Here is a 21,787-nt window from a genome sequence, read left to right as displayed (position 1 = left end):
CCCGAATTCGGTGAGGCTCCATGACCCTGCGTCCCCTGTCCGTATTGGTATCCCTGTCCCTGTGCTTTCCGTTGGCAGCCTCGGCGGTGGAGTTCAGCCAGGCCGAGTTGAGCAAGGCGACGGCTCTGCAGCAGAAACTGCTGACCCTGGATACCCACCTGGACACACCGGCCAATTTCCCCCGCGCCGACTTCGACATCATGCAGCGGCATGACCACAACGCGCTGTCGCAGGTGGATTACCCGCGCATGGTGGAAGGGGCACTGGACGGTGGTTTCTTCGCCATCTACACCCATCAGGGCGACCGCAGCCCGGCCGCGCATATCAATGAGCGCGACCACGGCCTGCAGCGCATGCAGGAAATCCACGAAATGCTGGCCGCCAACCCGGACAAGTTCCAGCTGGCACTGAGCGCCGACGATGCCGCCCGCATCAAGGCCGCCGGCAAGCGTGTGGTCTATATCAGCATGGAGAACGGCAGCCCGCTGGTCGCCGACCCGACCCTGCTGAGTTACTACTACAAGGCCGGCCTGCGACTGATGTCGACCGTGCATTTCGCCAACAACGAATTCGCCGACTCGGCCACCGACCCCAAGGGCGCCGAATGGAAGGGCCTGAGCCCGGCCGGCAAATCGCTGGTCAACGAGGCGGTGAAGCTGGGCATCGTGATCGACCAGTCGCACGCCTCCGATGCGGTGTTCGACAACCTGATTGAAATGATGCCGGTGCCCTTCATCCTGTCGCACAGCTCGGCCAAGGCGGTGTACAACCACCCGCGCAACCTGGACGACGCGCGCCTGCGCCAGTTGGCGGCCAAGGGCGGCGTGATCCAGGCCAACGCCTATGGCGGCTATCTGGTCGACGAAACCAAGAGCGCCGAACGCAAGCAGGCCGAAGACGCGTTGGAGAAGCGCCTCGGCGGCTGGGACAACATGACCATGGCCAAGGGCGTCGAGTTGAACAAGGCGCTGGCCGAACTCGACCAGAAGTACCCAGGCCCCAAGGCCACGCTGGATGATTTCTTCCAGCACTTCGGCCACCTGCTCGACGTGGTCGGCCCGGAGCATGTCGGCATCGGCATGGATTGGGACGGTGGCGGCGGCGTGACCGGCATGGAAGACGCCGCCGACCTGCCCAAGATCACCGCGTGGATGCAGCGCCGTGGCTTGAGCGATGCGCAGATCGCCAATATCTGGAGCGGCAACGTGCTGCGGGTGATGCGCCAGGCGCAGGACTACGCGGCGGCGCAGAAGAAGTCGTAATCGCGCGCTGTTGGAGGCGTGCAATGACAAAGCGGGCTCAGGCCCGCTTTGTTTTTATCCACAAACTGCTGGGGATAAGTGGGTTATCCACAGGTGGAGTTGAGCTTTGAGGCTTCCAGGCTTCAAGGCTTCAAGGCTTCAAGGCTTCAAGGCTTCAAGGCTTCCAGGCTTCAAGGCTTCAAGGCTTCAAGGCAGAAGCACCCCTCCCCAACCCTCCCCTTGCCTGCGGCAAAGGGAGGGGGCAGAGCGCCACCCCCTCCCTTGCGCGTAGCGCAGGGGAGGGCTGGGGAGGGGTGCTCTTCAAGCAGAACCAACAAACCCCTACAAACAAAAAGCGGGCCGAAGCCCGCTTTTCGCTTTATCCACAACAGCCTGTGGATTACTTGCTACGCCCCAGCACCGCATTGCGGCGGCTGTACAGGGCATAGACCAGCAAACCAAACACATTCCACGCCAGGAACCACAGCTGGGTGCGCATTGGCAGGCTGATGAACAGATAGATGCAGCCGCCGATGGCCAGCGGACCCACCACCCACGCCAGCGGCGTGCGGAAGGTACGCGGACGGTTCGGCTCACGCTTGCGCAGCACCAGCAGGCACAGGCCCACCGCGGTGAACGCGGCCAGCGTGCCGGCATTGGCCAGCGCGGCGATTTCATCCAGGCGTGCCACACCAGCCAGTGCTGCCACCAGCACCGCGGTGAACAGAGTGATGGTCACCGGCGTGCCGGTACGCTGGTTGACCTTGGACAGGCTGCGCGGCAGCAGGCCATCACGCGACATCACGAAGAAGATGCGGCTCTGGCCGTAGAAGAAGGCCAGCAACACGGTCGGCAGGGCGATGATGGCGACAATGCCGATCACCAGCGCAGCGGTGCCGTGGCCGAGTTCGCGCATGATCAACGCCAGCGGCTCGGCGCTCTTGCCGAACACCGTGTAGCTCATCGCGCCTACCGCAGCCAAGGCCACCAGCAGGTAGATGATGGTGCAGCCGACCATCGAACCGATGATGCCGATCGACAGGTCGCGCTTGGGGTTCTTGGTTTCTTCGGCGGCGGTGGAGATCGCATCGAAACCATAGAAGGCGAAGAAGATGATCGCCGCCGCTGCCATCACGCCGCGTTCCACACCGTCCGGGCCCAGCGACTTGGGGAAGCCATAGGGCATGAACGGCTGCAGGTTGGCCGTGTCGAAGGCCGGCAGCGCCACTGCCACGAATACCGCCAGCGCGATCAGCTTGAACACCACCAGCACTGCGTTGAGCGTTGCGCTTTCCTTGGTGCCCACCATCAACATGCCGGCGACCAGGAAGGTGATGACGATGGCCGGCACATTCAGGAAACCACCTTCCACATGCGGGCCGGCGGCCAGTGCCTGCGGCAGGGCCACGTTCCAGCCGAACGAGGTGTGCAGCCACTCCAGGAAGCCGACGAAGTAGCCGGACCAGCCGACCGCCACCGTGCTGACCACCAGCGAGTACTCCAGGATCAGGCTCCAGCCCACCACCCAGGCGATGGTCTCGCCCAACGCGCTGTAGCTGTAGGTATAGGCACTGCCGGCGGCCGGCATCATCGTCGACAGCTCGGCATAGGCCAGCGCCGCACAGGCGCAGATGGTGCCGGCAATGATGAAGGACAGCAGCACCGCAGGGCCGGCCTTGTCCGCACCCACGCCGATCAGCGTGTAGATGCCGGTGCCGACGATGGCACCAATGCCCAGGGCGACCAGATGGGGCCAACTCAGCGAGGGAATAAGCCGGCGGCCTTCTTCGTGTTCGGTGAGTTGGTCGATGGGCTTGCGCCGGAGCCAGGACTGCATGCGGACCTCACGGTTCGTGGTGGTTCGGGGAAGCGGCCGAGTTTGGCTTAACGCAGTGCAGCAAAGCTAGAAAAACCCGCCATTTGGCGCGCTTTTACCGAGTACAGATGGCAACGCGCCGAATTCGGCATAAAAACCATCGGTGCAAGCCGGGCAGCGGTCCGGATGATCGAGCTTACGCCGCTGTGGCAGCTGAACAGTGCCGGCTTTGCAACGGCATCACTCGGCAATGCCAAGCCGCAGCCCGAACACCACCAGGCAGACGCCGACGCCGCGGCGTAGCCACACGCCAACGCGCGGGTAGCCGGCCAGACGCCGGGCGATGAACTGGCCGCCGAAGATCAGCACCGAGCACCAACCGACGCTGAGAATCGCGATCAGCACCGCCATCGTTGCCAGCGTCAGCGCGCCGCGCTGCCGTACCGGATCAATGAATAGCGGGAAGAACGCCATGTAGAACAGGATCGCCTTGGGGTTGAGCAGGCCCACCAGCAGCGCCTGGCGGAACCAGCGCCGGCCGTGCTGCAGCGCCGGGCTGTCACCAGCGACAGCGGCCGCCGGCTCACGCAGCAGGTTGATGCCAACCCAGATCAGATAGGCGGCACCCACAAAGCGCAGCCCGGCGAACAACACCGGATGCGCCTGCAACAGCGCGGCCACGCCGGTGGCAGCGATGGCGATCAGGATCTGGTCGCCAAGCATCAGCCCGGCCAGGGTGGCGTAGCCGGCACGCACGCCACCGCGCGCGGTGGCGGTGAGCAGGGTGAAGGTGCCCGGGCCGGGCAACATCAGGAACAGGATGACGGCTACCACGAAGGTGCCCAGGTCGTTGATGCCCATCCACGGCATGGCGGTTCTCCGTGGGGGTCAGGGCGCGCGCTGTGCGGCGATGCGTTGTGTCACCGCGTCGATCAGCGCCGGCAGGTCATCAAAGCGCGGCACGCCGTAGCGGTCACCGGTGATGTCCAGGTTGCCCTTGCGCCAGTAACCGGCGGGCGCGGCCACCAGCAACTTGCCCGAGCGTGCATACAGGCCGAATTCGAGCAGAGTGATCGGGCTCTGCGTGCCCGGCGCGAAATACATCAGCACGATGTCGGCCTGCTCCAGCGCAGCCAGTTCCCATTCCACCTGACGGCGGAACTCGGGCTCGTCGGCCTCGGCGCGCCAGGCTGGATTCCAGTCGGCGCGGCGCGGGTTGAGCATCAACACGCCTTGGTCGGCCAATGCCGCCTGCACCTGCTGCTGCCAGTCGCCGGCCTTGCCCATCTCGATGCTGCCGGCCAGGAACACCTTGGGCCGCGCATCGTTGGTGGGCAGGGCGTGGGGCGAGGTGATGGTCTGCGAGTCGGCGGCGCGGGCTGCCATCGGCAACAGGCACAACAGGCTCGACAACAGCAGGGACAGAGACTTCATGTCGGGGGTGCAGCAGGTGGGGGTGCCTATGATCGCAGATGCGCGCCGAGGGAAGTTTTCGCCACCAGCCGACAAGCTGCCGGATCAGCTTCTGAGACGGGCAGGGCTACACTTCTCCCCATGCAAACTGAAACCCTGATCCTTGGCGGCCTGCTGGTCGCCGTCCTCGTGCTGCAGCTGTTGCTGTTGCTGCGCCGTAATGACACGTCCACGTTGGAAAATGCCCTGCGCGAAGAACAACGCAGCGGCCGTGGCGAGCTGCGCGAGCAACTGGAAACCATGGCGCGGCAGCAGGACATCCGCAGCGATGGCTTCGGCCGCAACCTCAGCGACCTGTCCACCCGCACCGACCAGCGCCTGGACCTGCTGCGCGACAGCCTCAACGACGACGCCCGCAAGGGCCGCGAGGAAACCGCCAACGCCCAGCAGTTGCTTGCGCAGTTGCTGGGCACGCGGCTGCAGGATGTGCGCGGCCAGCTCGACGTGTTCGGCCAGCAGCAGGAAGCGCGCATGGAAGCCTTCGCGCGGCAGCTGGCCGGCCTGCAGCAGAGCCTGGTGGAGGAAACCCGCAAGGGCCGCGAAGAGGGCGCACAGGTACAGCTGCGCTTTGGCGAAACCCTCAACCAGAAACTGGGGGAGCTGACACAGCGCAATGAGCAGCGCATCACCGAGATGCGGCAGACCCTGGAAGCGCGCCTGAAGGACCTGCAGGGCGACAACGCCGCCAAGCTCGAACTGATGCGGCAGACCGTGGACGAGAAGCTGCAGAGCACGCTCAATACGCGCCTGGACTCCTCGTTCAAGCTGGTCTCCGAGCGTTTGGAGCAGGTGCAGCGCGGGCTGGGTGAAATGCAGCAGCTGGCCACCGGCGTGGGCGATCTCAAGCGCGTGCTGAGCAACGTCAAGAACCGTGGCGGCTGGGGCGAAGTGCAGCTGGACAACATCCTTGAGCAGACGCTCACTGCCGAGCAGTACGCACGTGGCGTCAAGCTGCGCGCCGACAGCGGCGAGATGGTGGATTTTGCCGTGCGCCTACCCGGCCGCAGCGATGCCGGTACGCCGGTGTGGCTGCCGATCGATTCCAAGTTCCCGCGCGAGGATTACGAACGCCTGCTCGATGCGCAGGAAGCCGGCGACGTGGATGCGGTACGCAACTGCGGCAACCAGCTGGAACGGGCGATCCGCATCCAGGCCAAGTCGATCAGCGAGAAGTACATCGTGCCGCCGCACAGCACCGACTTCGCGGTGATGTTCCTGCCGACCGAAGGCTTGTATGCCGAAGTGATCCGCCGCGCCGGCCTGGTGGATGCCTTGCAGCGCGAGCACCGGGTGGTGATCGCCGGCCCGACCACGGTGACCGCGTTGTTGAACAGTCTGCAGATGGGCTTCCGCACCCTTGCCATCGAGCAGCGTTCCTCGGAAGTGTGGAGCCTGCTGGGCGCGGTCAAGAGCGAGTTCGGCAAGTTCGCCGGCATCCTTGAGAAGGCCGAGAAGCAGATCAATACCGTCGGCAAGAGCCTGGGCGACGCCAGCCGCAAGACCCGCACCATCGAGCGTAAGCTGCGCGGCGTGGAGTCGCTGTCCAGCGACGCCTCGCAGGCAATGCTGGGCACCGACGACGAAGCCGACGAAGCAGAAGACGAAAGCCCCACAGCGTAGTGCCGAGCCATGCTCGGCAGAGGTTCTACCAGCAATCCCGATGTAGTGCCGAGCCATGCTCGGCTCTCTCCCTTTCGCATCGCGAAGGGGAGGGTTGGGGAGGGGTTGGCTTTTCGCAGGCCAATGCAGCACTGGCTTCGCGGCTCACGCCGCTCCCACAAAATGCCAGCAACACCCATGTAGTGCCGAGCCATGCTAGGCAGGAGCTCCACCAGCAATCCCACTGTAGTGCAGAGCCATGCTCGGCAGAGGCTCTACCGGTAACGCTCCAGCCGAGCATGGCTCGGCTCTACAGGTAATGCAGTAGCCAAGCCTGGTTCGGCACCACTACAGAACCCAGTGTTACAACCTGATGGTCGTGCCAGCGCCACGGCCGCCGTTTATGCTTGGGCTTTCCAACCCCCCAAGCAGGCAACCGCATGACCGCTTCTGTTTACGACATCGCGCTGACCACCATCGACGGCGCGCCGGCAGCGTTGGCCGACTACCGCGGCAAGGTGCTGCTGGTGGTGAACACCGCCTCCAAGTGCGGTCTCACCCCGCAGTACGAAGGCCTGGAAAAGCTGTACCGCGAAAAGAAGGACGCCGGCCTGGAAGTGCTGGGTTTCCCGGCCAACAACTTCAATGGCCAGGAGCCGGGCAGCGAGGACGAGATCAAGCAGTTCTGCGCATTGACCTATGACGTCAGCTTCCCGATGTTCTCCAAGATCAGCGTTGCCGGTGACGACATCCACCCGCTGTACCAGCAGCTGACCGCCGCCCAGCCGGCCGCCATCGGCGAAGGCCCGATGCGCGAGAAGCTGGTCGGCTTCGGCATCGAGGCCAACCCGGCCCCGGCCGTGCTGTGGAACTTCGAGAAGTTCCTGATCGGCAAGGACGGCACCGTCGTCGCTCGCTTCGCCCCGGACACCAGCGCCGATGACGAAGGCCTGCGCAAGGCAGTGGACGCAGCGCTGGCAGCGTAAAGCAGCCACAGTTGTGTTCTTGTGGGAGCGGCATCAGCCGCGAAGCTGACATTGCATGGCAACCGCATCCAACCGCGATCTGTTGACCAGCCAGCTTCGCGGTTGACACCGCTCCCACAAAAAAGAAGCAAACAAAAAGCCCGGGTTTCCCCGGGCTTTTTGTATGTCGCTGGAGACTAACCAGCAACAACCAGGATCAGTCGCCCCAGTTCGGCATCGGCATCGCGTCGACCGGAATCGTGGGCTGGTCGTCGTCGTCGCGCTTGCCGCCATGGCGCAGATCCTTCTCGATCTGGTAGGTGCGGCGCTGCAGCCAGGCATCGCGGGTCAATGCGTACTCGTCCACCGCAGTGTCACGCAGCGAATCCACGGCCATCAGCTGTGCGCGCATGTCCACCAGCTGCAGGCCCTGCAGGCCGATACGGACCTTGTCCATCTCGATCTGACGCATCGGCGACAGCGGAATGTCACCGGCCAGGCCGAACACATCACGCACGGTGCGCGGGCCAAAGAAAGGCAGCTCCACATAGCGTGAGCCGCGCCAGCCCCACGCACCCAGCGTCTGACCGAAATCTTCGCTGCGCTTGGGCACCATCGCCTTGCTGGCCGGGTCGAACAAGCCACCAATGCCGAAGGTGGAGTTCATCAGGAAGCGGCCCAGCGTGTCCCAGGCATCATCGGCATGGCCCTGCAGCACCTGGTTGACCATGGTCAACGGCGAGCGCAGGTTGCTGAAGAAGTTGCTCACGCCGGTACGTGCGAACTGCGGCACCACGTTGACATAGGCGGTGGCCAGCGGGCGCGCGACCGTGCGGTCAACCGCGTTGTTGAAGCGGTGCACGCCGCGGTTGTACTTCTCCCACGGGTCGTAGGTCATGCTGGCGGCGGCCGCGCCGTTCTGGCCTTCGCTGCCCGGTGCCGGACCGCCGTACAACGCAGCGAAGTCGTCTTCGGCACCGGTCGGTGCGGTGGCATCGCTGGCACCGGCAGCTGCATTGTCCTGCTGCGTAGCGCCGCTGTTGCTGGCCGTGTCCTGCATCGGAGCGGGCGCCGCTGCAGCGGTGTCCGCGGCCGGCTCGGTGGCCGCCGGTGCAACCAGCGTGGTGGCCGGCATGGCATCGCGCGCCGGCTTGCCGGCACAGGCCGCAAGCAGGGCCACGACGAGCAGAAGGAGAAGGGTGCGGAAAAGTTTCATGTCAGCTTCCTGCCGAGGAGGCGTTGAAATCGAGGGACGGCGACAGCCGGTAGGCCGCACACAATTCGTCCAGTCCAGCCGGCGCACCACTGACGTTGCCGCCAGCTTGCGCGCGCAGCCGTGCAGCGAGCTCACTCAACAAGGCCAGACCGGCACTGTCGATGCGCTCCACTGCCTGCAGATCGAGCTGGCGTACGGGGCCAAGCCCGCGCGCCAGCTGCGGCCACAGTGCAACCACCGCCGCGCGGTCGATCACCCCTGCCAAAAGCAGGGTGTCGCCCTCGGTGCGGAAGGTCGCGTTACTTGCCACGGGGAGCCGGGCCGGCGTTGGCCTGCATGCTGCCGCTGCGCAGTTCGGTGGCCACCTGCTTGATCGACTTCTGCCGCAGCGGTGCATCGAACTGGTTCTTGAAGGTCTGCACGTAGGAGATGCCTTCGATCATCACGTCGAAGATCTTCCACTGGCCATCGACGTTGCGCATCAGGTACTCGACCGGGGTTGGCTCGCTGCCGGCGCGCACCAGCTCGGTGGACACCTTGACGCCGCGATTGCCCGGCAGCGGCTGCTCGCTCTTGTAGCGGAAGCTGGGCTTGCCCTGGATGTCGAGCAGGGCCGAGCCGTAGCGCGACATCAGGTTGTCGGCCATGGCATCGGCGAACAGCTTGATGTCGGCATCGGCGGCGCCGCGGCCGTGCACGCCCAGCACCAGGCGGGCGGCGTAGTCGCGATCGAAGGCGCGGCTCAGCTCACCATCGATGTAGCTGCGCAGCGTTGCCGGGTTGGCGCGGAACTCGGCGCGACGGGTCTGCAGGGCGTTGATGATGCGGGTGCTGGAATCCAGCACGGTGCGGGCGGCGGCCGAAGGCTGCGCGGCGGTTGCGGCCGGGCGCGCCTGCGCCAGCGTGACCGACGGCGCGGTGGCCAGCAGGGCCGCAGCAAGCACGGCGGTAAGCAGTTTCACTTTCATGGTTGCGGTTCCGTTGCGGGCGCGTCTGCGCCGTGGGTGTCGTTGGCAGCAGCGCCGGTATTGCCGCCACCGCTGAACATGTATTTGCCTACCAGCTGCAGCAGGTCCACCGCCGGCTGGGTGAAGACGATTTCATCGCCGGACTTCAATACGTCCGGATCGCCGCCCGGCTGCAGGCCGATGTAGCTCTCGCCCAGCAGCCCGCTGGTGTAGATGCCGGCGGAGGTGTCGGCCGGCAGGTCCTTGAACTTGCTGTCCAACGCCAGGGTCACGATGGAATCGTATTTAGTCGGGTCGAGCTGAATGTCAGCTACTTGGCCGATGGTCACACCGCCAACCTTCACTGGCGCCTGCTTGCGCAGCTGCCCGATCTGGCTGAAGCGTGCCTTCAATTCATAGTCGCCACCGCCCATGCCGAAGCGCTGGTTGGTGGAGGCCACGGCCAGCACCAGCAACGAAGCCAGGGCCAGCAGCAGGAAGGCGCCGACGGAAAATTCGAGTCTGGGTCCACGGATGGCCATGTTGTGTCTCACTCCTGATCCAGCTGTTGCTTCGCAGTGCGAAGCGGATTGTTCGGGTTTTTATTGACTTCCCGCACACGGATGCGCGGGCTTGTGCGGTTGACCCGCATCATTGGAACAGCAGTGCCGACAACACGAAGTTGAACATCAGCACCAGCAACGAGGCGTTTACAACGGCGCGGGTGGTGGCCACCGAGGTGCCTTCGATGGTCGGCTCGGCATGGAAGCCGACATACGCGGCAACCAGCGCCGCAGTACCGCCGAAGATCGCCGACTTGAGCAGGGCCACCGCAAAGTCGTCCCAGAAATCGACGCTGCCACGCAGCCCCGACCAGAACGTGCCGTTGTCCTGGCCCAGGATGTGTACCGCTTCGAAGTAACCACCGGCGATGGCCAGCGAGCAGAAGATGCCGGTCAGCAACGGCACGGTCAGCACCGCCGCCCAGAAGCGCGGCGCCACCGCCTTGGCGATCGGATCGATGGCCATCAGCTCCAGCGCCTTGATCTGGTCGGTGGCACGCATCAGCCCCAGTTCGGCGGCGATCGAGCTGCCGGCGCGGCCGATGAACAGCAGCGCGGTCAGCACCGGTGCCAGTTCGCGGTACAGCGACAGCCCGAGCAGGGTGGACAGCGCATCGGACGCACCAAAGGTGGTCAGCGTGCGGTAGCCCTGCAGGGTGAGCACCAGGCCGACAAACGCGCCGCCAACGGCAATGATCGGCAGCGAACGCGCACCGATCTTGTAGATCTCGCGGGTCAGTTCGGCCAGGAAGTCGCGGGTCGGTACCGAGCCACGCAGTACGGTCAACGAGAACAGCCCGGCACGGCCCAGCGAGCGGATGGAAGAGGTGAAGGGCATCAGCTGGCGTCCCTTGAGCTACTGAAGGTGCTGGACGACAAGCCCTTCTCCCGTTTAGGGGAGAAGGTGCCCGAAGGGCGGATGAGGGCAGCTTTGGCAACACCAGCTTCAAAAGCGCCTTCAAAAGCGCCCTCACCCCAGCCCTCTCCCGCTTCGCAGGAGAGGGGGCCAAAAGCGGACTTCGCGTGCAGTGTCACCATCACGCCTTCTCCAAACCGTAGCTGCGCGTGGGCGCGTCAAACGGGATCGGGCCGTCCGGCTCGCCGTGCAGGAACTGCCGCACCAGCGGGTCGGTCGTGGCCTGCAGCGCATCCGGCGTACCGGAGAACACGATGCCGCCATTGGCGATCACCACCGCCTGATCGCAGATCGGCAGGGTTTCATGCACATGGTGGCTGACGATGATGCTGGTCAGGCCCAGGCTGTCATTCAAGCGCTGGATCAGGCTCATGATCACGCCCGAGGCGATCGGGTCCAGCCCGGTCAGCGGCTCGTCGTAGATCATCAGCGGCGGGTCCAGCGCCAAGGCGCGGGCCAAGGCCACACGCCGCGCCATGCCGCCGGACAGCTCGCGCGGCCAGGCATCGGCAGCGGCCAGCAGGCCAACCGCGTGCAGCTTCATCTGTACCAGGCGCTGCAGCACCGGCTCGGGCAGCTTGGTATGTGCCCGCAGCGGCAGCGCCACGTTGTCGGCCACGCTCAGGTCGGTCAGCAGACCGTTGCCCTGCAGCAGCACGCCGACGTTCTTGCGCATCTCCAGCAGGTCACGGTTGCCGTGCGGGATATCCCGACCGAACAACTGCACGGTGCCGGACACCGGCCGCAGCTCACCGGTCAGCGCCGCCAACATGGTTGACTTGCCACTGCCCGACGGACCCAGCACAGCGGTGATGCTGCCTTGCGGTACCTGCAGCGAAACGTCGCGCAGAATGGTGCGTCCGCCGCGATCGATTCGCACGTTGGACAACTGCACCAAGGGAGTCCGAGCTGAGGGCATGGTGGCCTTTAACGGAAAACCAACGTTCTAGGATTGCCAGCTGCGCCTGAACATAAGCGTACTGGACCGTGCAGTATTGTCGCATCCCAAGTGCCTCCCGGCATGCGCTGCAGGTCGGTATTGGTGGCAACACACTGTCTCCCCAGTGGCCGAATCGGCGTCCGGGGCCTGTGTGCACAAGCCGTGGCGGGTACAGCCTGCCCGGTTCCCGGCGGCGAGCCCCCGCTCAATGACGGGAACCGCCCAGGCTGCAGGACCAGGCCACTTCCAGACACATCCCATTCTTGATCAAGCGTCAGGGGACTAAGGTCCAGCCCGAGTGCAATCACTGCGACGGCCATGGAGGGGCCGAGCACGATGGCAAGGACGCTGATCGTAGTGGGCGATGCCCCAATGCCTGGAACATAGGTCTTGAAGTTCAGGAATTTTTGAGCCGGAGAATCGGCCGGGAGGTCATGTGCGTCGTCTCTTGTTGATCCTGATTCTATTGTTGCCCTTGTCCGCGCATAGCGGGGAAACTGCTTCCACGATTGAGCTGCGTGCTCGTTGCCTTGACGGCAATCCCTGTCGCTTCATCGACGAGATGATCCACGTGGAATTGGAACTACTCAACGCAGGCGAGCAGCCTGTGTCGTTGCCAATTGAGTACTACCGGAGGCGAGGGCCAAAGGTGATTCTTATTGATAATCACTCGGGAAAGGAGAGCCGATTGTGCATGGGACCACCCAGTTCAACTTTGGCCAAACAGGTGCAAGTTCTCTCTCCTGGTGAAGCGGTTCGAATCCCTTGGTTGGCAGCGCCAGATTCGATAAACCGATTTGCCGTGAAGCCAGTGGATCTGACGGTTCGATTTTCTTTCAATCTGACTCCGACGCTCCGGATGCGGTATCTATAGCGACGACGCTGCAGGTTGTGGAGGCCAGGTAACGTCATCAAATTGATCTCTTCGATCGAAGTAAAGGGTTGATGGACGGCGTCATCCGCGGAGTGGAGTTTTGAACCTGACGTGCCATTTGAGTCTTGGTTTTTCATCAGAAGATTGATGTTTGATCACTGCGCCGCGCCTGCTGGACATTGGTTGAACCGGCAAGCCACTGCGGCAGCTTGCCGTCAGACATAGCTGCCAAGCGCCGCAACCCAGCCGCTCATCCACCACATACCCCGCGGATCACTCGTCGAACCCATCGCACTGCGGCAAGATGGCGCGATGAGCAATGCCCCCGATTTCCGCCTGTACCACTCCAATGCCCTGGACGTGTTGGCCCAGCTGTTGGCCCACGCGCTGCGTGAGCCGGCCCCCGGCCAGCCCTTGTTGGCCGCCGATATCGTGCTGATCCCGCAGGTGGCGATGCGGCGCTGGCTGCAGTCCACCCTGGCGGCCGAGTACGGGGTGTCGGCCAATCTCGAATTCCTGACGCCAGGCGAGTTTGTCGCCAAGGCGCTCAAGGCCAATGTGCCCGGCGAGCGCGATGACCTGGGCGCCACCGGCCTGCACTGGCGGCTGTATGGGGCGTTGACCGACAGCACGGTGATGCAGAAACCGGCGATGGGCGGGTTGCGTGCCTACCTGGACCGCGACGACCCGCTGCGGCCCTGGGCGCTGGCGGCCGAGCTGGGCGGGGTGTTCGAGAAATACCAGGCCTGGCGCCGTGATTGGCTGCTGCGTTGGGAGGACGGTGCCGAGCCGGACGACCCGCAGGCCATCCTGTGGCGGCATATCGCCGGCGGCCAGAACTACCGCGCGCGCCGCATCAACGACTACCTGGCCCGCTTCGAGGGCGAGCACCAGCCCTTGCCGCAGGGACTGCCGCAGCGGCTGTTCGCCTTCGCCACGCTCAATGTCTCGCCGGACGTACTGCGGGTGATCGCCACCCAGGCGCGGGTCGGCACGCTGCACTTCTATATGCCGACGCCGACCCGCTCCTACTGGGGCGACCTGCAGACCTTGAAGGAAAAGCTGCGCAGCGGGCTGGCCGAGCCGTTCGGCATCGAGGCCGGCGAGAACCCGCTGCTGCAGGCCTGGGGCGAGGCCGGCCGCGACTTCATGGCGGTGCTGGGCGATTACGAAGTGGTCCACCCCAGCGGCGAAATCGCCGCCTATGTCGATCCGGAAAGCATCCCGGTGCCGGGCCTGGATGCCGGCGGCCTGGGCGACAGCCTGCTGCATCGCCTGCAGGCCGACCTGTTCCATCGCCGCGCGCTGCCCTCGCCACCGCTGCTCGAAGCCTTGCGGCTGGACGACCCCAGCATCCAGATCCACGCCTGCCACACCCGCCTGCGCGAGATGCAGGTGCTGCACGAACAGCTGCGTGCGCTGCTGGAAGACCCGCGTTTCGATCCACCGCTGCAGCCGCGCGAAATCGCCGTGCTGGCGCCGGATATCGATCCCTACGTGCCGTATCTGGAATCGGTGTTTGGCGGCCGCGGCGGCAACGACGCGCATATTCCGTGGGCACTGGCCGATGCCAGCCCGCTGCAGGGCGAGCCGCTGGCCGAGGTTTTCGTGCAGCTGCTGGGCCTGCCGGTGTCGCGCTTCGGCCTCAATGAAATCCTCGATCTGCTGTCCAGCGCACCGCTGGCATCGGCCTCTGGCCTGGATGCGGCTGCCTTCGAGCGCCTGCACGCCTGGTTGCAGGCCGCCGGCGCGCGCTGGGGGCTGGATGCCAGGCACCGCCAGCAGCATCAGGCACCGGCCGACGATGCCTACACCTGGCAGTTCGCGCTGGACCGGCTGCTGCTCGGCCACGCCAGCGGCAGCGATGAGGACATCGGCGGTGTCGCCCCGTGGCCGGAACTGGAAGGCGGCGGCCTGGCCGCGCTGGATGCGCTGATCCGCCTGTTGCGGGTGCTGGCCCGTCACCAGAAGACCCTGGCCGAAGCCCTGAGTCCTAACCAATGGCGTGAGCGCCTGCTCGGCCTGTTGAATGCATTGCTGCCTGAAAACCCGAGCGAGCCGTCCGCCGTGCGCGCGCTGGACCGGCTGCGCAAACTGGTCAACGAGTTCGCCGAGGAAGCCAACAAGGCCGGCTTCGATGCGCCGGTGCCGGCCGAAGTGGTGCGTGCGCATTTCGCCTCGGTATTGTCCGAGGCCGATACCCGCGCGCCGCTGCTGACCGGCGGCATCAGTTTTGGCCGCATGGTGCCGATGCGCCTGCTGCCGTTCCGGGTGATCTGCGTGCTGGGTTTGAACGATGGCGATTTCCCGCGCCGCGACCCGGCCGCCGGCCTGAGCCGGCTTACCGCCGAACTCGGCACCGAGCGCCGCCGCTACGGCGATCGCTCGCTGCGCGAGGACGACCGCTTCCTGTTCCTGCAGCTGTTCGCTTCCGCCCAGGAAGTGTTCTACCTGAGCTATCTGGGCGCCGATGCCCGCGATGGCAGCGTGCGTGAGCCGTCGGTGCTGGTCAGCGAACTGGTCAATGCGGCGGCCGCCTATCAGCAGGATGCCGCTGCGGCCCGCAAGCAGCTGGTGGTGCGGCATCCGCTGCAGCCGTTCGCCCCGGCCGCGTTTGGTGGCGATGGCGAACCGCGGCGTTTCAGTTATCGGCGCCAGTGGCACCCGGCCGCCAGCGCGGTTGGCGGCAGTCGCCAGCGCCTGGCACCGTGGTTCGATGGGCCCTTGGATGCGCCGCTGCCCAGCGCGCTCAACGACGACAGCCTGTCGCTGGACGCACTGCGGCGCTTCATCAGCGACCCGGCCGGGCAGTTCCTCAGCCAGCGCCTGGGTTTGCGTCTGGCGGGCGAAATAGACGACAGCGAAGACATCGAGCCACTGCTGGTGCCCGGCGGTGGCCGCCTGCATTCCTCATTGCAGCAGCACGTGCTCAGTGCGCTGCTGCAGGGGCGCGAAGCCGGGCTGTACCAGCGCCTGCGTGCCCGCGCTTTGTTGCCTTCAGGTGCATTGGGACGGCAGCAGTTCGAACGCATGCTCAGCCGCATCCGCCCCTGTGCGGAGGCGTTTTCGCAGTGGTACGACGGGCAGCCGCTGGACTCGCAGCGCTACGAAGTTGAACTGGATGGCGTGCGCCTGCATGGGCGTGTCGATCAAATCCATCCACAGGGGCTGGTGCGCCTGCAGGCCGGTGCCGCAGGTGTGGCCTATGTGCTGCGCGGCGGCTTGGATTGGCTGTTGGCCAATGCGGCGGGAACACCGTCGGCGATGCTGCAGTTCCATGACAACGGGCAGGCCGGCTATGGCCCGCATCAGTTGCCGGCGCTGTCGCCTGAAACCGCGAAAACAGCCCTGAAAGCCTTGCTGCAGCTACGTTCCGAAGGCATGCAGCAACCGCTGCTGTTCGCCCCGTACACCGGCTGGGAGGTCTATAACGCAGCCGATGACAAACGTGAAAGCGCCGCCCAGGCACGCTGGTTCGGCAGCGAACACAGCTGGGGCGAGCGCAATGGCGAAGCTCTGCAACTGGCCTTGCGCGGCCGCGATCCGTTCGCTTCGCCGGCCACTACACACAGGTTTATCCACAACGCCTTGTTGATATTTACCGCCCTGCGCGAGGGCCGCGTATTGCCCGATTTCGACGAACAGGCCGATGCACTGAATGGAGCCGGCGCATGAGCACCGAAGCGCTGCAATCCGATCCCTATCTGCATCTGCCGCTGGATGGCCTGCGCCTGATCGAGGCCAGCGCCGGCACCGGCAAGACCTTCACCCTGGCCACGCTGTTCACCCGTCTGGTGGTGGAACAGGGCCTGCGCATGGGCCAGATCCTGGCGGTGACCTTTACCGATGCCGCCACCCAGGAGCTGCGCAAGCGCATCCGTGAGCGGCTGGAACTGGCCGCGCGCGTGGTCGACAGCACGGCTGCAGAAGACGACAGCCCGGAAACCACACTCACCCGCGCCATCCTGCAACGTCATCTGCAGCAGGGCACGGAAAGCGCCGCGCAGTTGGGCCGGCGCCTGCGTATTGCCGCCGAAGAAACCGACCTGGCTTCCATCTTCACCATCCACGGCTTCTGCACGCGGGTGCTGGGCGAATACGCGCTGGAGAGCGGCCACACCTTTGCCGCGCCCGAGCTGCTGGCCAATACCCGCGCGCTGCATGATGAGTTGGCTGCCGACCTGTGGCGCCTGCATGCAGGGCAGGGCGAGCATCTGGAGGCCTTGCTGGGTCTGTGGAAAAGTCCCGATGCCCTGGCCCGCGATCTGCCCGCGTTGGCTGCCGAGCTGCCGCTTTATCCACAGCCGCCGCAGCGCCTGATCGAAGACACGCGCCCCTTCCGCGACGGCGCCGCGCAGCGTCTTGCCGCCGCCTTTGAAGAACACGGCGAGAGCTACCTGCAGCAGCTGCGCGGCGCGCTTGATGGCGGCATCCTCAACAAGGCCAGCTACAAGCCCGACTGGATCGAGCCGCTGTTCCAGCAACTGCTGCAGTGGAGCCGCCATCCGGATCCGAGCGCCGAACTGGACGAGCGTCTGGAACGACTGACGCTGGAGGCACTGACCGCCAAGACCAACAAGGCCAAGGCCGGCAGCACCCCGCAATCACCGCTGCAGCCACTGATTGCCGACTACCTGCAGGCACTGGCGCAGGTCACGCAGTGGCAGCGCCAGCAATCCATCGTGCTGCTGCACCAGCTGCGCGACGAGGTCCGCCAGCGGCTGGCCAAGCTCAAGCAGCTGCGCCGCCAGCAGACCTATGACGACCTGATCGACAACGTCGCCAACGCCCTGCACGGTTCGCACGGCGCGCATCTGGCCGAACGCCTGCGCGCGCAGTACCGCTTTGCCCTGGTCGACGAATTCCAGGACACCGATCCGCGCCAGTGGGACATCTTCCGCCGCATCTTCGCTGCGGATGATGAGGCAGCCGCACTGTTCCTGATTGGCGACCCCAAGCAGGCCATCTACGGCTTCCGTGGTGGCGATGTGCATACCTATCTGCAGGCCAAGGCATTGGCCGAAGCCGCGCCGGCGCTGGATCGCAACTTCCGCTCGCGCCCGGGCGTGCTGCGTGCGATCCAGGCGCTGTACGACAACGCCGGCCCCGAAGCCTTCCTCGACGAACGCATCCAGTTCGAGCCGGTCCTGCCGGGCAGCAAGCGCAGCGACGCCGACTATCTGTTCGACGGCAAGCCCGCGCCCGCGCTGACCCTGCAGCTGATTGCCGGTGATGCCGATGGCAAACCGCTGAAGGCCGATGCCTCGCGCGATGCCGCCACCGCCGCTTGCGTTGCAGATATCCACAGGGTGCTCAGTGCCGCCCGCGAAGGCCGCGCGCTGGTCGATGGCAAACCGGTGCAACCGGGCGATATCGCCGTGCTGGTGCGCTCGCACAAGGAAGCCTCGCGCGTGCAGCAGGCCTTGGCGGCACTGGGCATCCCGGCGGTAGCCGCCGGCAAGCAGAGCCTGTTCGCCAGCGCCGAAGCCCACGAACTGCGCCTGCTGTTGCTGGCCCTGCTGCAACCGGCCGACGAAGGCCGCCTGCGCGCCGCGCTGGCCACCGTGCTGCTGGGCGAGAGCGCTGCCCGCATCGCCGCGATGGAATACGAAGGCGAACAACAGCGCCTGCACCAGGAACGCTTGTTGCAATGGCGCGAGCGCTGGCAGCGCGGCGGCGTGCTGGCCTTGTTGTCGGACCTGTGCGCCGAACAGGCCGAACGCCTGTTGCTGCTGATCGACGGCGAGCGCCGCCTGACCAACTACCTGCAGCTGGCCGAAACCCTGCAGGAAGCCAGCAATCGCAGCATCGGCCTGCACGGCCTGCTGGACTGGCTGCAGAGCCAGATCGCACACGCCGATGAAGGCGACGAAGCGCAGCTGCTGCGGCTGGAATCGGACGCGCGCCGCGTGCAGATCATCACCCTGCACAAGAGCAAGGGCCTGGAGTACCCGCTGGTCTACCTGCCCTTCGTCGGCATCGCCACCAATGCGCCTGACAGCAGCAACCACCGCACCGTGCACGACGGCGAACAACGCGTGCTGCACTGGAAGATCGACAAGGAAGACCCGGACTGGAAGGCCATCGGCCAGCAGGTCAACGCCGATGAAGAAGCCGAGACCGCGCGCCTGCTCTACGTCGGCCTGACCCGCGCCGAGCATGCCTTGTGGATAAGCGGTGGCGCTTTGACCGGCCTGGCCACCTCGCGGCTGGGGCCGATGCTGCAGGGCTTGCCGGCGCACGCCGACATCGAGGTGATCGAAGGCGACACCGGCCCGGCGCCGGCGCGGCTGCCACCCGAGCGTGAGCAGGCCCTGCCGCCGGTGCGCGACGTACGCCGCAGCGTGCCGCACGACTGGTGGGTGTACAGCTTCACCCAGCTGGCCCATGCCGAAGGCGGCCACGACACCGCCGCCGCATCCACCGAAGACAGCGGCGGTGCCGCCGACGAACCGGCGCAGGTCGATGTGGACGCGGAGCCGGCCAGCGAACCCAACGCCGCACAGCCGGAAGTGTTTGATCCGCGTTTTGCCGGCAGCCGTTTCGGCAACGTGCTGCATGCCGCGCTGGAAAACGTCGACTTCGGCGACTGGCGTGACTGGCAGCCCAGCGCGGTGGCACCGGAGGGGCAGGGCGAGATCATCGAAAAAGCCCTGCGTGCCGATGGCTATATCGACGAGGAGATCGCCGATGGCGTGGCGCTGCTGACCCAGCTGATCGGCCAGACCCTGACCGTCACCCTGCCCGAAGGCGGCGCCCTGCATTCGCTGGGCGAGGGCGAGCGCCGTGCCGAAATCGAGTTCCACTTCGCCATGCAGCCGACCACGGTGCCGGCACTGCTGCGCGTGCTGCATGCACACGGGGTTGTGCGCGGCCGCCACGGTTTTGGCCTGCGCCGCCAGCTGGAAGGGCTGATGACCGGCAAGATCGACCTTACCTACGTCCGCGACGGGCGTTGGTATGTGCTCGATTACAAATCCAACCGCCTGCCCGATTACGCCCCGGCGCAACTGGACGCGGCCATGCGCCATAGCGAATACGACCTGCAGGCGCTGATCTACACCGTGGCCCTGCACCGCTGGCTGCGCTTCCGCGTCGGTGCCGGTTACGACTATGCGCGTGACTTCGGTGGCATCCGTTATCTGTTCTGCCGTGGGCTGGATGCAACGCGTACGCAGTCACCGGGTCTGTACGCGCACAACTTCGCACCGGAGCTGGTGCACGCGGTGGATGAATTGTTTGCCGGTGGCCGCGGCGGCCATGCGGCCTTGTTGGCACGACTGGGAGGCGAGGCATGAGCCTGCTGGCCGCTTTGAACAAAGCCAGCGCATTGCGCGCGCTGGATCACGCGCTGGCGCAGAGCCTGCGCCGTTTGGACCCGGAAACGCCGGATGCGGTGCTGGCGGCGGCGGCCTTGGCGTCGCTGGCGGTATCGCAGGGCCACGCGGGCTTTGATCCGAGCCAGCCGCAGCGGCTGGTGGATGCTGGCGTGGAATGGCCGGCGGCCGAGGAGTGGATTGCGCAGCTGGCTGAGTCGAAGTGGATAGCCGGTGCTGTGGATAACAACGCGGAGTCGGAACAGGCGCCGCTGGTCTGGGAAAACGGATTGCTGTATCTGCGCCGCTATCGTGAGTATGAGCGCCGCTTGGCGGCGGGTCTGCAGCGGATCGGGCAGGCGCCGGTTGCTGGTGAGGATGTGGCTGGATTGGCCGAGGTGTTTGCGCGCTTGTTTCCAGGGCAGGCCGCGCCGCAAGACCCACAGACCTCAGTGCAGCCGGATCTCTTCCTTCTCCCGCCTGCGGGAGAAGGTGCCCGAAGGGCGGATGAGGGCAAGCCTTTAGACCACCAAGCAAGAGCCGCAGCCACCGCCCTGCGCCACAATCTGTTGCTGATCACCGGCGGCCCCGGCACCGGCAAAACCACCACCATCACCCGCCTGCTGGTGCTGCTGGCCGCACAGGCGCAGGCCACAAACCAGCCCGCGCCGCGCGTTGCCCTGGCCGCGCCTACCGGCCGCGCCGCCGAACGTATGGCCGAAAGCCTTCGCCACGCCCTGCAGAAGCTCTCGGCGGAAGGCATCGACAGCGCCCTGTGCGAGCAACTGCCCAGCACCGGCACCACCTTGCATCGCCTGCTCGGCGTGATCCCGGATTCCCCGCGCTTCCGTCACCACGCCGACAACCCATTGCCCTACGACGTCATCGTGGTCGACGAAGCCTCGATGATCGACCTGCCATTGATGACCAAGCTGGTCGAAGCAATCGCGCCGGGCACGCGCCTGGTGCTGCTCGGCGATCCCGACCAGCTGCCATCGGTGGAAGCGGGCGATGTACTCAGCGCCATCCTGCGCGCCGCCGGTGACGGCCAGCGCAGCAATGCGGCCGATGCAGAAGCGCTGCGTGCACTGCTGGGCGAACTGCCGGCAGCGGCGATTGAATCCAAGCCTTCCGACTTCGCCGGTGCCCGCGTGCAACTGCAGCGCGGCTACCGCCAGAGCGAAGCGCTGCAGCTGTCGCCGCTGGCCAAGGCAATGCGCGAAGGCGACGCCGTACAGACGCTGCAACTGCTGCGCGATGCGCAACTGTCCGGCGTGCATTTCCACGAAGGCGATATCGATCCCCTGCAGGCCTGGCGCGAGCCGCTGCAGCAGTACTGGCAGTCACTGGCCGATGCCGCCAGCCCGGCCGATGCGCTGGCGCTGGCCGGTCGCATGCGCCTGCTCACCGCGGTGCGCGAAGGCCCGCAAGGCGCGCGCGGGCTCAACGCCCGCATCGAAGACCTGTTGGCCGGCAACCGCGGCCGCGCGCTGGGCCCGGGCTGGTTCCACGGCCGGCTACTGATCATTGGCGAGAACAGTTATCGCCACCGCCTGTTCAACGGCGATGTCGGCATCTGTCTACGCGATGGCGACGGCCGCAGCATCAGCGCCTGGTTCCCGGGCGACGACCCGGCCAACCCGCGTGCCTTCCATCCGGCAGCCTTGCCGCTGCACGAGAGCGCGTTTGCGATGACCGTGCACAAGGCGCAGGGCTCGGAGTTCGACCAGGTCTGGCTGCAACTGCCACGCCGCGACAACCGCGTGCTCAGCCGCGAGCTGCTGTACACCGGCATTACCCGCGCCCGCAATGGACTGCATCTGGCCGGCAGCGCCGAGGTGATTGAAGCGGCGCTGGCCCGCCACGCCAGCCGTTGGTCGGGATTGGCGCAGCGGTTGGCGCCCGCTCTTTTGAAGTAGGC

General features: G+C 65.8%; 15 protein-coding genes. 6 read left to right on the top strand and 9 right to left on the bottom strand.

The genetic code is table 11. The features are described 5' to 3' along the window. Positions 1 to 20: 20 nt before the first annotated feature. On the top strand, positions 21 to 1,262 hold the full coding sequence (locus ABE493_RS03560; protein ID WP_346497356.1) for a dipeptidase: 1,242 nt from the start codon (positions 21 to 23) through the stop codon (positions 1,260 to 1,262). Between the two features lie 379 nt (positions 1,263 to 1,641). Here the strand turns inward: ABE493_RS03560 and ABE493_RS03555 are convergent, their stop codons facing one another. The 3 genes from ABE493_RS03555 to ABE493_RS03545 form a co-directional block, all read right to left on the bottom strand. After that, a complete protein-coding gene (locus ABE493_RS03555; protein ID WP_346497354.1) occupies positions 1,642 to 3,078 on the bottom strand; it encodes an amino acid permease in 1,437 nt (478 codons plus the stop codon). 219 nt (positions 3,079 to 3,297) lie between these two features. Next, complete coding sequence (leuE, locus tag ABE493_RS03550) at positions 3,298 to 3,927, bottom strand: leucine efflux protein LeuE (protein ID WP_346497351.1); 630 nt, start codon at positions 3,925 to 3,927, stop codon at positions 3,298 to 3,300. A gap of 18 nt (positions 3,928 to 3,945) precedes the next feature. Then, entirely contained in the window at positions 3,946 to 4,491 is a 546-nt protein-coding gene (locus ABE493_RS03545) for a nucleoside 2-deoxyribosyltransferase domain-containing protein (protein ID WP_346497349.1), read from the bottom strand. A gap of 120 nt (positions 4,492 to 4,611) precedes the next feature. Here ABE493_RS03545 and rmuC point away from each other — a divergent pair, with 120 nt between their 5' ends. Both rmuC and ABE493_RS03535 read left to right on the top strand, forming a co-directional pair. After that, a complete protein-coding gene (gene rmuC / locus ABE493_RS03540) occupies positions 4,612 to 6,150 on the top strand; it encodes a DNA recombination protein RmuC (protein WP_346497347.1) in 1,539 nt (512 codons plus the stop codon). Positions 6,151 to 6,569: 419 nt separating this feature from the next. Next, the gene (locus ABE493_RS03535) at positions 6,570 to 7,115 is read left to right on the top strand and encodes a glutathione peroxidase (protein WP_346497345.1); all 546 of its coding nucleotides are present in this window, start codon (positions 6,570 to 6,572) and stop codon (positions 7,113 to 7,115) included. A 196-nt stretch (positions 7,116 to 7,311) separates the two neighbouring features. On the opposite strand, the gene ABE493_RS03530 is transcribed toward ABE493_RS03535, so the two are convergent. The 6 genes from ABE493_RS03530 to ABE493_RS03505 form a co-directional block, all read right to left on the bottom strand. After that, positions 7,312 to 8,310 (bottom strand): MlaA family lipoprotein, encoded by a 999-nt coding sequence (locus ABE493_RS03530; RefSeq protein ID WP_346497343.1) that lies wholly within the window; start codon positions 8,308 to 8,310, stop codon positions 7,312 to 7,314. 1 nt (position 8,311) lies between these two features. Then, positions 8,312 to 8,620 carry an STAS domain-containing protein gene (locus ABE493_RS03525; protein ID WP_346497341.1) on the bottom strand — a complete coding sequence of 103 codons (309 nt, stop codon included), beginning with the start codon at positions 8,618 to 8,620 and terminating at the stop codon, positions 8,312 to 8,314. Then, complete coding sequence (locus ABE493_RS03520; RefSeq protein WP_346497339.1) at positions 8,610 to 9,278, bottom strand: MlaC/ttg2D family ABC transporter substrate-binding protein; 669 nt, start codon at positions 9,276 to 9,278, stop codon at positions 8,610 to 8,612. The genes ABE493_RS03525 and ABE493_RS03520 overlap by 11 nt, the downstream gene beginning before the upstream one ends. Next, complete coding sequence (gene mlaD, locus ABE493_RS03515; protein WP_346497337.1) at positions 9,275 to 9,799, bottom strand: outer membrane lipid asymmetry maintenance protein MlaD; 525 nt, start codon at positions 9,797 to 9,799, stop codon at positions 9,275 to 9,277. The genes ABE493_RS03520 and mlaD overlap by 4 nt, the downstream gene beginning before the upstream one ends. A gap of 109 nt (positions 9,800 to 9,908) precedes the next feature. After that, complete coding sequence (locus tag ABE493_RS03510) at positions 9,909 to 10,658, bottom strand: MlaE family lipid ABC transporter permease subunit (protein WP_346497335.1); 750 nt, start codon at positions 10,656 to 10,658, stop codon at positions 9,909 to 9,911. Between the two features lie 199 nt (positions 10,659 to 10,857). Beyond that, positions 10,858 to 11,655 (bottom strand): ABC transporter ATP-binding protein, encoded by a 798-nt coding sequence (locus ABE493_RS03505; RefSeq protein ID WP_346497333.1) that lies wholly within the window; start codon positions 11,653 to 11,655, stop codon positions 10,858 to 10,860. 1,207 nt (positions 11,656 to 12,862) lie between these two features. Here ABE493_RS03505 and recC point away from each other — a divergent pair. From recC to recD, 3 genes are read left to right on the top strand one after another with little or no spacing between them, the layout of a single operon-like run. Next, positions 12,863 to 16,225 (top strand): exodeoxyribonuclease V subunit gamma, encoded by a 3,363-nt coding sequence (recC, locus tag ABE493_RS03500; protein WP_346497331.1) that lies wholly within the window; start codon positions 12,863 to 12,865, stop codon positions 16,223 to 16,225. After that, a complete protein-coding gene (recB, locus tag ABE493_RS03495) occupies positions 16,222 to 19,848 on the top strand; it encodes an exodeoxyribonuclease V subunit beta (protein WP_346497329.1) in 3,627 nt (1,208 codons plus the stop codon). The genes recC and recB overlap by 4 nt, the downstream gene beginning before the upstream one ends. Then, a complete protein-coding gene (gene recD / locus ABE493_RS03490; protein ID WP_346497327.1) occupies positions 19,845 to 21,785 on the top strand; it encodes an exodeoxyribonuclease V subunit alpha in 1,941 nt (646 codons plus the stop codon). The genes recB and recD overlap by 4 nt, the downstream gene beginning before the upstream one ends. The last annotated feature ends 2 nt before the right edge of the window (positions 21,786 to 21,787 follow it).

Source organism: Stenotrophomonas terrae (assembly GCF_039674165.1).
Classification (GTDB): domain Bacteria; phylum Pseudomonadota; class Gammaproteobacteria; order Xanthomonadales; family Xanthomonadaceae; genus Stenotrophomonas; species Stenotrophomonas terrae_A.
The sequence above is the reverse complement of the archived record's forward strand: the minus strand, read 5'-3'. Positions and strand labels throughout refer to the sequence as shown.